A 12,965-nucleotide genomic window follows, 5' to 3' on the forward strand; every position below is an offset into this window, starting at 1 on the left:
CATTATCATGGATTTTCAAGGAAAAGTAGTGGCAATAACTGGGAGCCTCAGACCCTTAGAAAGGTCAGAAGTTATTGAATTCATTAACGTGAAAGGTGGAACCTATCAAAACTATGTTTCTTCTCAGACAGATGTATTAATAATTGGCCACAGACAATTGACACTTTTTGAATTAGATCACTACTCAAAAAAATATGAAAAAGCAAAAATGTTAATCAATAATGGTCAGAACATTACCCTTATCGGTGAAGAAGACTTCTTTACATTTTTTCAAGAGTCCCTTTAGGGGACTCTTTTTTATGTCAACTTACCCTTTAATGCGGTCCTACAATCTATATCATAGAATAGATTTACTAACATAAAGGAGAAAAAACATATGAATGAAAAGTATGGTGTTCCAAGAGATATCTACGCTAAGGTAAAGATCATTGGTTTGTTTATTTCAGATATCGTATTAATTGGTGGTTCAGCTCTAATTGGAATAACTATAGCGCCAAAAATATTTCCGACGGATATGTGGCTTCAGATGTTCGCTTTTATTATATTGACTCCCATAATCACTTTGTTTTTGGTCTTGCCTAACAATGGTGGCAAGAGGAACTGGCAATGTATGTATCTTTATTTTCGCAGAAAAAGAAGACGATATATCAGTATTAATCCTAAATATGGAGGAAACTAATAATGGCATTTAAACGAAAAGAAACAGTAATCCCCAGTAGCACACTTCGTATTTCAAAAGAAAAGAAGAAGTTATATAATCAAGACTTTTTTGATCTGACGTCAAGTGTTGAATTACTTGATGTAAAATCTATTCTAAATACGAAGGATGAACATATCTCACTTGTAGATTATGGTTATCTTCAGTTGTTAGAAATACCAGGAAAAGACTTGGGTTCACTAAGCCATAATGAAATCTTACGAACCATTTATAATTTTGAAAAATGGCTCACAGATTTTAATAGTAATATCCAAATTGAGACAACCACATTACCAACCAACACTGATAGTCAGATTGCTGACATGAAACGTTGGCTGTCAATCGTACGAGAAAAGAAATCTTTAGCTGAGATTGGAAGTCGTTATTATAATCAATTAGATGATAGAGAAGCACGTTTATTGGATAGTATTCAAACGGAAGAAAATATCCAAAAAGAGATCTATAATGCTGAGTTTATTCTTTGGCTCTTTGCGCCAACGACAACGGAGTTGGATGACCTTGTGAGAAGGGCTCAAAGCTATGGTAATAATGATTTTGTCCCACAAAAGATTTCAAGGCGTAAAAAAGAACAAATTCTTAAGCAATATAACAACATGAATGAAAAAATTTAGGAGATAATATGCCAGATTTATCAAAGAAAAAGCAACGTCAATTAAGAGCTGACGGTTACGACTTAGAATTTATTAGTAAAATACAACCACAAGGGAATGTTGATTTTGAAAAGCATGATCGTTATTGGACAAGCGGTGATGGGTACCATACAGTGCTTCACTATTATGAATACCCTTCCAAAGATTTAGATCGTTTTTGGTTATCCGACTTACTACAAATACCAGGAACTAGGGCTTTCTTAGCCAGTTATCGGGAAAACAATTCGGTTTTAAAAAGTGTTATTGCTGACTCCATTGAGGAGAAGTCTACACGTATAACAGGTAATAGTAAAATTACTGCTAACCAAAAAGAACTTGATGAGATTCAAGATCTCCAAGAATTAAATAGAGATATTACCAAAAAGAATATTACGATGCTTGGCTTCTATATTCGAGTCTTTGTCTCTGCATCAACCAAAGAGCAATTATTCAAAAAAGTTGATGAAATAAAGGATAAAACATCAAGCTATAAATCAACAATTCTTTCAGGTGAATTAGATTTTGAGTATCACTCTACCTTTATCCCCGCAGAGTATCAAGTTGATCAGTTAAATCATCGACGTGGGATGCCTATAAGAGCTCATGATCTAGCAGGAGGATATTTCTTTAATCATACTAAATTGGAAGATGAAAGAGGCTCCTACATGGGGTGGACGCCCACTGGAGGTGCTGTTAATTTCAATTTTCTTGAAAGAGATGATCGACGTACACGTTCTTTTATGCTTTTGTCCGGAAATCCGAAAATGGGGCAAAGAACATTTCTCTTAAAGCATACAGATGCCCTTTATGCTAAAGGAAATTTTATACGTAATTTTGATGCAAACGGAAGTTTTACAAATCAGACCAATCAACAATTTGGCCAAGTGTTAGACCTTTCAGGTGGTAATAATAGGATTAATATCTTACAGATTTTTCCTACAGTAACAGAACAAAACGGAATAGATGTTGATGAAGAGAAATCTTATAAACTTCATATTCAAAAGTTAAAAAACTTCCTAAAACTTTTGAATGAAGATATCACTAGCGATGACTTAACAACCTTTGGTCGAGTTCTCAATGAATTTTATATTGAGAATGATTTATGGTTTAGAAATCCTACTCTACATAAACATGAGTTAAGAGCAACAAAATTAAACAGGGAAGAATATCCAATTATTTCAGATTTGGTTCTTTATTTAGCAGATTGGAAAGGACGCCTGGAGAGACAGAAAACTCCAAATAAAATTGAGCTAAAAGCTATTAACCGTATTTATAATACTTTTGATGAACTAATTACCTCTAATGGAGATATGTTTGAAGGGACGACTGAATTCAAAGACATCTCTTCAGAACAGGTCGTTACTTTTAATTTTGCGGGTCTAAAATCTTCCCCAAATCTCCTTAACGCTCAGATATTATCTGTTTTATCACTTGTTTCAGCTGATATTTTAAATAACAGTAAAAAATGTCAACAACTTCGACGAGAAAATCCATCTCTTTCTGAAATGGATATGTTGCATTATATCGTTAATATCAGTGATGCTCAAACACTTATCAATCCAAAGTTTGAAAGTAGTGTTACATTACTTGCTGATATCATCGACTCAATGGGGGATAACTATGCAGGTGTTGTACTATCTGTTAATTCTTTACAAGGATTATTGTTTGAAGAAGGAGCAGGTTCCCATAAAGACCCCTATATTTTAGCTGTGAAGCGAATATTCGGATTGATGCAGTATCGTGTTTTTGCTCAAACCGACGAAACGAGTATTCCTTTACTAGCAAATGCTTTAGCAGGATCAATGAATCAATCAGAATTGGAGACATTACCTAGATTATCTCGTGGTCAACTTTTTATGAATATCGCAGGTGTCGGTAATATTGTTTTTAATCAACAGCTACTTCAGAGTGAAAATGTACGTTATGGTGGAATAGAATAGTGGAGAAAAAACATGAAAAATCAAAATTTAAATGATAACAAGTTAGGCTACTTCGAGAGAAAAAAACAAGCGGTTAAGGAATATATTCTAATCCGAAAAATACGTGCTAAACAAGAACGTGAGTACTTTGCTTCTGAAGGAGATTCTGATCCTAAAAGGTTAGAGGCTCAGCGACAACGTGACATTGAGTTTCTTCAGAGCTTAAAAAAACTAGGTGTTTGTGTGATTATCTCCTTAATATTTTATGCTATTTTAAGAACCATCCTCGGCCTTTGGTAGAAGAGAGGTAGCAAGTGAAAAAAGTTAGTCAGTTTAAACTTTTTCTTGGACTCTCTGGCATTTTCTCAATTTTTGTTGTCATAGTGATGTTAGGAGCTGCATTAACAGGGGCAATATCCAATAAGCCTAAAAGTGATTGTACGCCTGAAACAGCTGTTACAGCCCCTTCAAACGGTTCTGTCTCTTCAGCTAATACTTCGATAGATTCGTTTGTAAAAGAACATCAAGATGCTTATATTAAGTCCTGGAAGGTAGGAGGATTTTTACCTTCAGCATCAATTGCTCAAACGATGATTGAAGTCTCATTTTCATCAAGTGTTCCTTCATTTGCACAAGCTCATAATATGGGTGGTGTTAAATGGTCTGGAGTAAGTTCATATACTAAGACTATTGAACTTTTTGGATCTGATGCTGTTAAAAGTAGTGGACCTGGAACTAGTGTTGGAGACAATACTGGAGGGGGATATACTTGGTTTAGAGATTTTGATGCAGGAATAGTCGGTAAAGCTGAATTTATGAGCCGTCAATCTCTCTACAATAAAGCAATTAATAATATTGATGGTGTCAGCACTCTAAGTGCGATTGCAGATGGTGGATGGGCAACTGATCCAAGTTATAAAGTCAAACTCATTGAGATCTATAATTCTTTAGGAAAGAAATATAAATGGTTAGATGAAAAGGCCATTGCGGAATATGGTGAGAAACCAGTAGATATAAATAAGTTAGATAAACCATCAAGTCAAACGTCAAGTGAAGATTCTATTTCTACTGTTAATGAAGTTGATCAAGAATGTAATGAAGAGAGTAGTACAGAGTCTGCTAGCGACGGAACGGGCTTAGTACCTTCAGATGCTAAAGCATGGGGTTATAAACCTGATGAACTACCAGCTAGTTTAAAAAAATATGCTATTGATCCAACAAAACTTGGACTTAATTATGGTGGCGGAGCAGGCTGGGTTGAACACTCAGGACAATGTGTTGATTTAACTGAGAGTCTAGGTAATAAAATTTGGGGAGGAAGTGGCATTACTGTAGCGGATGGTTGGCAACAAGCTTATGCCTGGGCCAGAAAGTTTGGGAATGATGTTAAACACAAAGCTAAGGCAGGAGCAATTTTTTCTACGGGTATCTCAGCACCAGGTCATACAGGAATCGTATGTCATGTTTTCCAAGATGGTTCAGTTCTTGTTATTGAACAAAACACTCCATTATCAGGAATTACTTATTATGGTAAAAGAGATACTTGGAATTATAGAATATTTTCTGTATCACAGCAAAAAGCGGATAATATGAAGTTTGCCTATCCTGATAATAAAAATCCTAAACTCGGTAATTAGAAAGGTAAAGCATGTTAAATTGGATTAAACAAAATAAAATTTTAACATTATTAACTCTTTTCTTGTTAGTAGCATCATTCTATGCTGTTTACAAGCAAATAGATAATTATAATCCACAAAGTAAAAAGCCAAAACACTTAGTGGTCAGAAAAAAAGGAGAAGATATGAAAGAGGAAACAACAAATGAAAAGAATTATCGTAAGGCAAAACTTAAACTAGAGCATCCTTATAGCCCTGTAAAAGAAGATATAAGAGCTTCAGCCTTGCCGATTGTTGAGAGTGCACTAAGTACCATTCAGAAGTCTAAAAAGGTAACTGACACTACAGGGACTTATGATAATCATTTATCGATGACTGATAATCCAATGATTCAAACAGTTGCAATTGCAATGCTTATTAACCACTATACTTACCAGGCAGATCGAATTGAGATTTTAGAATCAGATAGTGATGATGTGGTACAGGTTCTAATACCACTAACAAAACAAGGTGCTGATAATGTTTACTTTGTTGCAAATTATAATTTGACTGTTCAGCAGTTACAGATTGCCGATTATGTCGGTGGACCTATTGGTGGTACATTTGGATAATAAAAGGAGATGGAGAATAGCTAGTTATTGAACTGGCTATTTATTTTATGAATATATACATATACATGTTTACAAACATATTTAATTGTGTTATCATGTATATAGATATAAACATATACATGTATATAAAATAGAAAGAGGATCTGCTATGAAGATTATGAGTTTTGAAGCAATCAAAGGTGGTGTTGGTAAAACAACTTTAGCCTATAATTACGGTGAGTGGTTAGCTAGTCAAGGAAAGAAAGTATTATTCATTGATTTTGACTTTCAATGTAACCTGACTCAAACGTATAGAATTTATCAATCAGAAAATACAGTAGCTAATATCTTTGTAGGAGGTAAGGTGGATATTATTTCAATTAAAGAAAATATTGATCTAATACCTGGTTATATGAAATTAGATCGTATTGAAAAAGATCTTAGTCAAGATGAAAACAAAAACATGTATATGTATATGTGGTTAGATGATAACTATTACTCTCGTGATCTCGAAGCCTACGACTATATTATTTTTGATTGTAGACCAGATTTTTCAGTTGCGACAAAGAATGCGACTATTGTAAGTCACATAGTATGGAGCCCACTAACACCTAGTAAGTACGGATATGAAGCAAAATACAATATTGAAACACAGATGAATGACTTAAAGGTAAAGGCCATTAATTTTTCAACTCGACAGAGTTATGTGACAGCAAAGTTAGTCTTTATTGCAAATATGGTTAAGCATAATACTAAATCATCTCGTGAACTAATCAAAATTTTAGAAGAAGATGAAAATATTGATTTGATTATTCCCTACAAGGAACTATTTAATACGTCGACACTTGAATATTTACCAATTTCGGATATGATGACTCTGAAGAAATACTCAGAGCATAAGAGTTTCTTTGATAAAATCAATAAAGTCTTTTCTCAGATGACTTCAACAATAGATAGATTAGTTTAAGGATTTGTGATATAATATATTCATAAACATAAACATGTATATATCTATGAAAGGAATTTAGTATGGCTTTTATAAAAGATCAAAGTGAAATGACCAAAACATTGAGAGAAACTCTCAATAAAGAAAATAAAACAAAAATTCAAAATGATGAAGAGGCATTATTTGAGAGAAAGAAAAATTATCAATTTATGTTGAAACCATCAAATAGGGAAAAGCTACGACAATTGGCGACTGAATCAGGTAAACGTTCAGACTCTGCATTCTTAGATGATTTAATTGAAAATCTATAAGTTTTAGTCATAAAGGAAGAAGGTTCGAAATGGTTATTATTAATTTCAAAACGTTATGGCGTTTAGTCGGTATTTTCTTAGCTTTAATGAGCTACCAATTGTTTTATGACAAATTTGGAATTGCTTTATCATTTATGTTAGTGTTAGGGGTATTAAGTTTAGTCTTCTATCCAAAAGCTTTAATTATTATTGGAGTATTTAGTACAGGAGTTTATTTCAGTAGAGGATTTTCATTTATTCCCGAGCTACTCATTAATGGTGTGCTATTGTTGCCAATTACAGTACTTGCTTATGGATTCCTTCAAACAGAGATATCTAGATATAAAAAAAATCGTTGAAAAAGAGCTAATATTTAGTTCTTTTTTCTGCATTGAAATCTATTTCATTTCTTTATAGAATAACTATTATCGATTAAAAAATGAAATTAGAGGAATAACATGGAAGTCATTCAAGAGTCATCTATTCGGGAACAATTTAAGTCTAATAACAATACCTGGTTTCAAAATTTCATTAATGAGTATGATAATAAGATGGAAGCAACAATGAAAAACAAAGGCTATAGATGCATTCATTCCATGGAACGAACTGTCATTTTCACATTTGGAGAATTTACATTCAGACGTAAGCGCTGGAAAAAAGGAAGTAAGTGGGTAGTTCCTGTTGATACTATGTTAGGTCTCGAGAAAAATACACGTTACTCACTTGAATTTATGTACCAAGTAGCTTGCCTATCTACGCTAATGTCCTATGATATGGTTGTCAAAGCAATTGATTTAGTTTACCAAGTATCAATAACAAAGCCTTCAGTAGTTAAAGCAGTTAAAATGTGTGGAGAGTTGATCAATGAAAAAAATAATTATCGCTACTTTAATGAGTACAAACCTAAAGAGTCAATTGATATCCTGTATATTGAGGGAGACGGTGTAATGGTCAAGGCTCGAGAAAATGGTAGTGATAATAAAAATTTTGATTTGTCTCATTTCGTTTTACACACTGGTAGTTATGAAGAATATAAAAATAGATACAAATTAGATAATAAAAAAGAGTTTATTTCTATGAAGAATTCCTCAGCAAGGGAACAGTTAATTGATTATATCTACAATACTTATCAAATAACTACAAAGACAATTTTAGTGACAAATTCAGACGGTGGTCATGGTTATACTCCGTACATTTTTAAAGAGCTTGCGAAAGACTTGAATGTGAAGTATCATGAGCACTTCTGGGACGAATACCATGTTAATAAATTAGTCAAAGAATACTATAAAGAAATGCCTATCACCCTTCTTGAAAAAGTTTTTAAGGCCTTAAAAAAACACTCTAAGAGTGAGTTAGAGATGGTCCTAGATACTACAGAAAGCATTCTTACAAGTGAAGTCGAGGAAGAAAAATTTTCGATATTCAAAAGAAAACTCCTAAATAACTTTCAATATCTTAAGCCTGCTAAGTTTAGAGGATTAAAGCCACAAGGAATTGGCATTATGGAAAGTCAGCATCGAAAAGTAACCTATAGAATGAAAAAACGGGGGATGTACTGGAGCAAGAGGGGAGCTAGTACAATGAGTCAAATGATTGTGTTGTCTTACGAAGGAAAACTTCATGATCTTTTTTTTGGTCCTTGGAGAAAAGAATATGAGCCGTATAAAGAAATTACTAATTTTTCAGCTGCGGATATTTTTAATTATTCTTCAGATGAAAGAAATTATCAATTGCCTAAGTTAGCTTTAAATGCGACATATCGATATAAAAAGTAACATCTTTTAAGTAAAATAAAAAAGCGCCATTAAAAGGGCTTATTTGTCTTACATTTTTCTTAAAAAAGCTTGTTATTCCTATACTAGTGTGCTATAATTAAGGAAATTTAATCGAATAAAAGAAGCGCAGTGGCGGTAACCACTACGCTTTACCGAGTAAGACCTATTTCAACGCCCCTTACTCAGTCTTTATCATATGATACAGGATAACACCGAATCTGTCAAGACTGAGCAAAGGAAAATTTGTTCAGTCTTTTTTAAAAAGAAACTCGGTAGGTTCTCCTTAATAGATAATTGACGATTCTAAAAAATTCTTCCACATACCGTTTAAAATTAAGAGTTGAACTATTCTGAACTATATTGTACAATTATAGAATATTTCGGCAGGTGGACATCGATTGTACACCGAAAGCCTTGTTAAGCAGGGCTTTTTTGTATTGTTTTTGTTTTCAAGTTCCATATTGGGATGAATATAGTTTTTTTTATCAAATTGGTTGATACTATAAAAAGTCAAATATACCAGAGTTTACAGACAATATTTATTAAAGATCTTTCAATACTTAATAACCTTATTTTTCAAAAATTATGATTAAAAGTGTTATAATAGTACCTATCAATTTCGAGGAGTTTTTTTCAAAAAATGAGTGACAAAAGTAAGGGTATTGACTTCTGGTTGATTACACCTGTTTTAATTTTACTAGCGACTGGTTTACTTTCTATATATATTGCTTCATCACATGATTATCCTAAAGAAGTGGTTTCAATTATGTCTCAGCAAGCATTGTGGCTAGTTATTGGGTGTTTGATTGCAGCAGTGGTAATGCTTTTTAGTACGGAATTTCTTTGGAAGGTAACTCCGTTTTTATATGCTTTTGGATTGATTCTTATGGTATTGCCGATTTTTTACTATAGTCCAACCCTCTATCAGGCAACGGGTGCAAAAAACTGGATAAACATCCAGGGTGTTACCTTATTTCAACCATCAGAATTTATGAAAATTGCTTATATTTTAATGTTAGCAAGATTATCAATTTGGTTTAAGCAAAAAGAAAAACAGCCAAGTTTCAAAAATGATTGGAAAGTTATTGGCTTATATACTCTCGTAACGATACCTGTGTTAGCATTATTAGCCTTACAAAAAGATTTCGGGACTGCATTAGTCTTTATGGCTATATATGCAGGAATGTTGATTTTGGCTGGTATTTCCTGGTGGATTATCCTACCAACAGTCTTACTTGTTGTTGTGTTTATTATTTCATTTATTGTTTTGTTTAGTTTTGAGCAAGGAAAAGAATTCTTATTTAATATTGGAATGGACACATACCAAATTAATCGGATTTCTGCTTGGCTGAATCCTTTTGATTTTGCAGAATCAATTGCCTATCAACAAACTCAAGGTATGATTGCCATTGGAAGTGGTGGTATTCATGGATCTGGTTTTGATGTTGCCAATTTAGCCGTTCCTGTCAGAGAAAGTGACATGATTTTTACAGTTATAGCTGAAAATTTTGGCTTCTTAGGATCTGCTTTTATTTTGGCATTATATCTTCTCATTATTTACCGAATGATTCGTGTCACATTTGCTTCTAATAATAAATTTTATACTTATATTTCTACTGGCTTTATCATGATGATTCTATTTCATATTTTCGAAAATATCGGTGCATCATTAGGTATTTTACCTTTGACAGGTATTCCTTTACCTTTTATCTCTCAAGGAGGAAGTTCACTTGTTTCAAATTTAATTGGTGTTGGTTTAGTACTGTCAATGTATCATCAAAATTATTATCAAGATAATCCGCAAACACTTGTTTACAAAAGACGTAAAAGTAAAAAGAAGAGCCACTGAAAACTCTTCTTTTTTAGTGATTTCTAACTATATAATATTGCTAAATTATGATATAATGTTAGCATGAGATACCGTGATTATATATGGGACTTAGGTGGAACTTTACTTGATAATTATGAAGTTTCAACTCAAGCTTTTATTGAAACATTAGACCAGTATGGTAAAGTTGCAAATCATGACCAAGTCTATTCAAAATTAAAAGAATCCACTGCAATTGCAATTGAAACTTTTGCAAGTGATATTCCACATTTTTTAAAAGCTTATAAAGACAGAGAAGCTCAGCATTTAGAGTTGCCACAGTTAGTTCTTGGTGCTAAAGAAATTTTAGCTAAGATTGTGAGAGAAGATTCGAGAAATTTTTTAGTCTCTCATAGAGATAGACAAGTTTTGAGCCTATTAAAGGCAACCGATATTGAGTCTTATTTTGTTGAAGTTGTCACATCAGAATCAGGTTTTAAACGAAAACCAAGTCCAGAGAGTTTCATCTATTTAAAAGACAAATATCATATTGATAATGCCTTAGTTATTGGCGATAGAGAAATTGATAGTTTGGCAGGAAAGAGCGCAGGTTTTGATACCTTATTAGTAGACGGAAAAACGTCTTTGTTGGAGATTGTAAAATAAATGACAGAAGAAAATAGAAATTTAGAAGAATTAGCAAAAGAATATGATGCTAGCCAGATTCAAGTTTTAGAAGGACTAGAAGCTGTTCGAATGAGACCAGGGATGTATATTGGGTCTACCTCTAAAGAAGGGCTACATCACTTAGTTTGGGAAATTGTTGATAACTCTATTGATGAAGCTTTGGCAGGGTTTGCTAGTCATATTGAAGTGTTTATTGAACAAGATAACTCAATTACCGTAGTTGATGATGGACGAGGAATCCCAGTCGATATTCAAGAAAAAACAGGTCGACCTGCTGTAGAAACTGTTTTTACAGTACTCCATGCTGGTGGTAAATTTGGAGGTGGCGGTTATAAAGTTTCAGGTGGGCTTCATGGTGTCGGTTCTTCTGTAGTAAACGCTTTATCAACACAACTGGATGTTAAAGTCTATAAAAATGGTTCAATTCATTATCAAGAGTATCACCGAGGTGTTGTTGTGGCTGATTTACAAATCATTGGTGAAACAGATTTAACGGGAACCACTGTTCATTTTACACCAGATGATACAATCTTTACGGAAACTACAGAATATGATTTTGAAAAATTAGCTAAACGTATTCAAGAACTAGCTTTCTTAAATCGAGGACTTCGCATCTCAATTACTGACAAACGTGAAGGTAAAGAACAAGAAAGACACTTCCATTATGAAGGTGGGATAGCTAGTTATGTTGAGTATATCAATGAAAATAAAGATGTTATCTTTGAGAATCCAATTTACACAGATGGTGAACTAGAGGGCATAACTGTTGAAGTTGCTATGCAATACACATCAGGTTACCATGAAAATGTTATGAGTTTTGCTAATAATATTCATACTCATGAAGGTGGTACACATGAACAAGGCTTTAGAACTGCATTAACACGTGTCATTAATGATTATGCTAAGAAAAATAAAATTCTTAAAGAAAATGATGATAATTTATCTGGTGAGGATGTGAGAGAAGGACTAACTGCAGTTATTTCTGTTAAACATCCAAATCCACAGTTCGAAGGTCAAACGAAAACAAAACTTGGAAATTCTGAAGTGGTTAAAATCACAAATAGACTTTTTAGTGATGCTTTTAATCGTTTCTTACTTGAAAATCCTCAGGTAGCTCGTAAAATCGTCGAAAAAGGAATTTTGGCATCAAAAGCGAGAATTGCTGCAAAACGAGCCCGTGAAGTAACACGTAAAAAGTCTGGTTTAGAAATTTCAAATCTTCCTGGTAAATTAGCAGATTGTTCATCAAATAACGCTGAGATGAACGAATTGTTTATTGTCGAAGGTGACTCAGCAGGTGGTTCAGCTAAATCTGGTCGTAATCGTGAGTTTCAAGCTATATTACCAATTCGTGGGAAAATCCTTAATGTTGAAAAAGCAACAATGGATAAGATTTTAGCTAATGAAGAAATCAGATCACTTTTTACAGCAATGGGAACTGGTTTTGGTGCTGATTTTGATGTGACAAAATCAAGATATCAAAAACTTGTTATTATGACAGATGCAGATGTTGATGGAGCCCATATCAGAACATTACTTCTAACACTTATTTATCGTTTTATGCGTCCAGTACTTGAAGCTGGTTATGTTTATATTGCACAACCACCAATCTATGGTGTTAAAGTTGGAAGTGAAGTAAAAGCTTATATTCAACCAGGAAATAATCAAGAAGAAGAACTAAAATTAGCTCTTGAAAAATATAGTTCAGGTCGTTCAAAACCATCAGTTCAACGCTATAAAGGTTTGGGTGAGATGGATGATCACCAGTTATGGGAAACAACAATGGATCCTGAAAATCGTCTAATGGCACGTGTAAGTGTTGATGACGCTGCTGAAGCTGACAAAATTTTTGACATGTTGATGGGTGATCGTGTAGAGCCACGACGTGAATTTATTGAAGAAAATGCTGTTTACAGTACGCTTGATATTTAATCTGATATTATTTTGAAAAGCATTTTATAATATGCTATAATCTTAATGTTATAGTG

Annotated in this window: 14 protein-coding genes; all 14 read left to right on the plus strand. The window is 33.3% G+C overall.

Annotated features, from left to right (window positions below):
* Positions 1 to 7: 7 nt before the first annotated feature.
* On the plus strand, positions 8 to 286 hold the full coding sequence (locus STRUR_RS04230; RefSeq protein WP_006740180.1) for a BRCT domain-containing protein: 279 nt from the start codon (positions 8 to 10) through the stop codon (positions 284 to 286).
* 90 nt (positions 287 to 376) lie between these two features.
* Positions 377 to 679 carry a DUF5592 family protein gene (locus STRUR_RS04235; RefSeq protein ID WP_006739713.1) on the plus strand — a complete coding sequence of 101 codons (303 nt, stop codon included), beginning with the start codon at positions 377 to 379 and terminating at the stop codon, positions 677 to 679.
* A 2-nt stretch (positions 680 to 681) separates the two neighbouring features.
* Positions 682 to 1,329, plus strand: a complete 648-nt coding sequence (locus tag STRUR_RS04240; RefSeq protein WP_006739239.1) for a TraC-like domain-containing protein — start codon at positions 682 to 684, stop codon at positions 1,327 to 1,329.
* An 8-nt stretch (positions 1,330 to 1,337) separates the two neighbouring features.
* Entirely contained in the window at positions 1,338 to 3,287 is a 1,950-nt protein-coding gene (locus tag STRUR_RS04245; protein ID WP_006738762.1) for a hypothetical protein, read from the plus strand.
* 12 nt (positions 3,288 to 3,299) lie between these two features.
* A complete protein-coding gene (locus tag STRUR_RS04250; RefSeq protein ID WP_006738946.1) occupies positions 3,300 to 3,566 on the plus strand; it encodes a hypothetical protein in 267 nt (88 codons plus the stop codon).
* A 14-nt stretch (positions 3,567 to 3,580) separates the two neighbouring features.
* Entirely contained in the window at positions 3,581 to 4,903 is a 1,323-nt protein-coding gene (locus tag STRUR_RS04255; RefSeq protein ID WP_006739568.1) for a glucosaminidase domain-containing protein, read from the plus strand.
* A gap of 11 nt (positions 4,904 to 4,914) precedes the next feature.
* Positions 4,915 to 5,493: a hypothetical protein gene (locus STRUR_RS04260; RefSeq protein ID WP_006738802.1), complete on the plus strand. Its 579-nt coding sequence runs from the start codon at positions 4,915 to 4,917 to the stop codon at positions 5,491 to 5,493.
* Between the two features lie 148 nt (positions 5,494 to 5,641).
* Positions 5,642 to 6,439: a ParA family protein gene (locus STRUR_RS04265; protein WP_006739428.1), complete on the plus strand. Its 798-nt coding sequence runs from the start codon at positions 5,642 to 5,644 to the stop codon at positions 6,437 to 6,439.
* 62 nt (positions 6,440 to 6,501) lie between these two features.
* Positions 6,502 to 6,729, plus strand: a complete 228-nt coding sequence (locus STRUR_RS04270; protein WP_006738579.1) for a hypothetical protein — start codon at positions 6,502 to 6,504, stop codon at positions 6,727 to 6,729.
* Between the two features lie 29 nt (positions 6,730 to 6,758).
* A complete protein-coding gene (locus STRUR_RS04275; protein ID WP_006740097.1) occupies positions 6,759 to 7,067 on the plus strand; it encodes a hypothetical protein in 309 nt (102 codons plus the stop codon).
* 99 nt (positions 7,068 to 7,166) lie between these two features.
* On the plus strand, positions 7,167 to 8,483 hold the full coding sequence (locus STRUR_RS04280) for an ISLre2 family transposase (protein WP_006740144.1): 1,317 nt from the start codon (positions 7,167 to 7,169) through the stop codon (positions 8,481 to 8,483).
* Between the two features lie 640 nt (positions 8,484 to 9,123).
* Positions 9,124 to 10,332 carry an FtsW/RodA/SpoVE family cell cycle protein gene (locus STRUR_RS04285; RefSeq protein ID WP_006739681.1) on the plus strand — a complete coding sequence of 403 codons (1,209 nt, stop codon included), beginning with the start codon at positions 9,124 to 9,126 and terminating at the stop codon, positions 10,330 to 10,332.
* 63 nt (positions 10,333 to 10,395) lie between these two features.
* Positions 10,396 to 10,956 (plus strand): HAD-IA family hydrolase, encoded by a 561-nt coding sequence (locus STRUR_RS04290; RefSeq protein ID WP_006739835.1) that lies wholly within the window; start codon positions 10,396 to 10,398, stop codon positions 10,954 to 10,956.
* Positions 10,957 to 12,909: a DNA topoisomerase (ATP-hydrolyzing) subunit B gene (gyrB, locus tag STRUR_RS04295; RefSeq protein WP_006739367.1), complete on the plus strand. Its 1,953-nt coding sequence runs from the start codon at positions 10,957 to 10,959 to the stop codon at positions 12,907 to 12,909.
* The last annotated feature ends 56 nt before the right edge of the window (positions 12,910 to 12,965 follow it).

This window comes from Streptococcus urinalis 2285-97 (genome assembly GCF_000188055.2).
Taxonomy (GTDB): domain Bacteria; phylum Bacillota; class Bacilli; order Lactobacillales; family Streptococcaceae; genus Streptococcus; species Streptococcus urinalis.

Bases quoted from the DNA above. Each gene is read 5' to 3' on its own strand.
- STRUR_RS04270 (WP_006738579.1), top strand. From the start codon at position 6,502: ATGGCTTTTATAAAAGATCAAAGTGAAATGACCAAAACATTGAGAGAA.
- STRUR_RS04250 (WP_006738946.1), top strand. From the start codon at position 3,300: ATGAAAAATCAAAATTTAAATGATAACAAGTTAGGCTACTTCGAGAGA.
- STRUR_RS04260 (WP_006738802.1), top strand. From the start codon at position 4,915: ATGTTAAATTGGATTAAACAAAATAAAATTTTAACATTATTAACTCTT.
- STRUR_RS04230 (WP_006740180.1), top strand. From the start codon at position 8: ATGGATTTTCAAGGAAAAGTAGTGGCAATAACTGGGAGCCTCAGACCC.
- STRUR_RS04280 (WP_006740144.1), top strand. From the start codon at position 7,167: ATGGAAGTCATTCAAGAGTCATCTATTCGGGAACAATTTAAGTCTAAT.
- STRUR_RS04285 (WP_006739681.1), top strand. From the start codon at position 9,124: ATGAGTGACAAAAGTAAGGGTATTGACTTCTGGTTGATTACACCTGTT.
- STRUR_RS04265 (WP_006739428.1), top strand. From the start codon at position 5,642: ATGAAGATTATGAGTTTTGAAGCAATCAAAGGTGGTGTTGGTAAAACA.
- STRUR_RS04240 (WP_006739239.1), top strand. From the start codon at position 682: ATGGCATTTAAACGAAAAGAAACAGTAATCCCCAGTAGCACACTTCGT.
- gyrB (WP_006739367.1), top strand. From the start codon at position 10,957: ATGACAGAAGAAAATAGAAATTTAGAAGAATTAGCAAAAGAATATGAT.
- STRUR_RS04275 (WP_006740097.1), top strand. From the start codon at position 6,759: ATGGTTATTATTAATTTCAAAACGTTATGGCGTTTAGTCGGTATTTTC.
- STRUR_RS04290 (WP_006739835.1), top strand. From the start codon at position 10,396: ATGAGATACCGTGATTATATATGGGACTTAGGTGGAACTTTACTTGAT.
- STRUR_RS04235 (WP_006739713.1), top strand. From the start codon at position 377: ATGAATGAAAAGTATGGTGTTCCAAGAGATATCTACGCTAAGGTAAAG.
- STRUR_RS04245 (WP_006738762.1), top strand. From the start codon at position 1,338: ATGCCAGATTTATCAAAGAAAAAGCAACGTCAATTAAGAGCTGACGGT.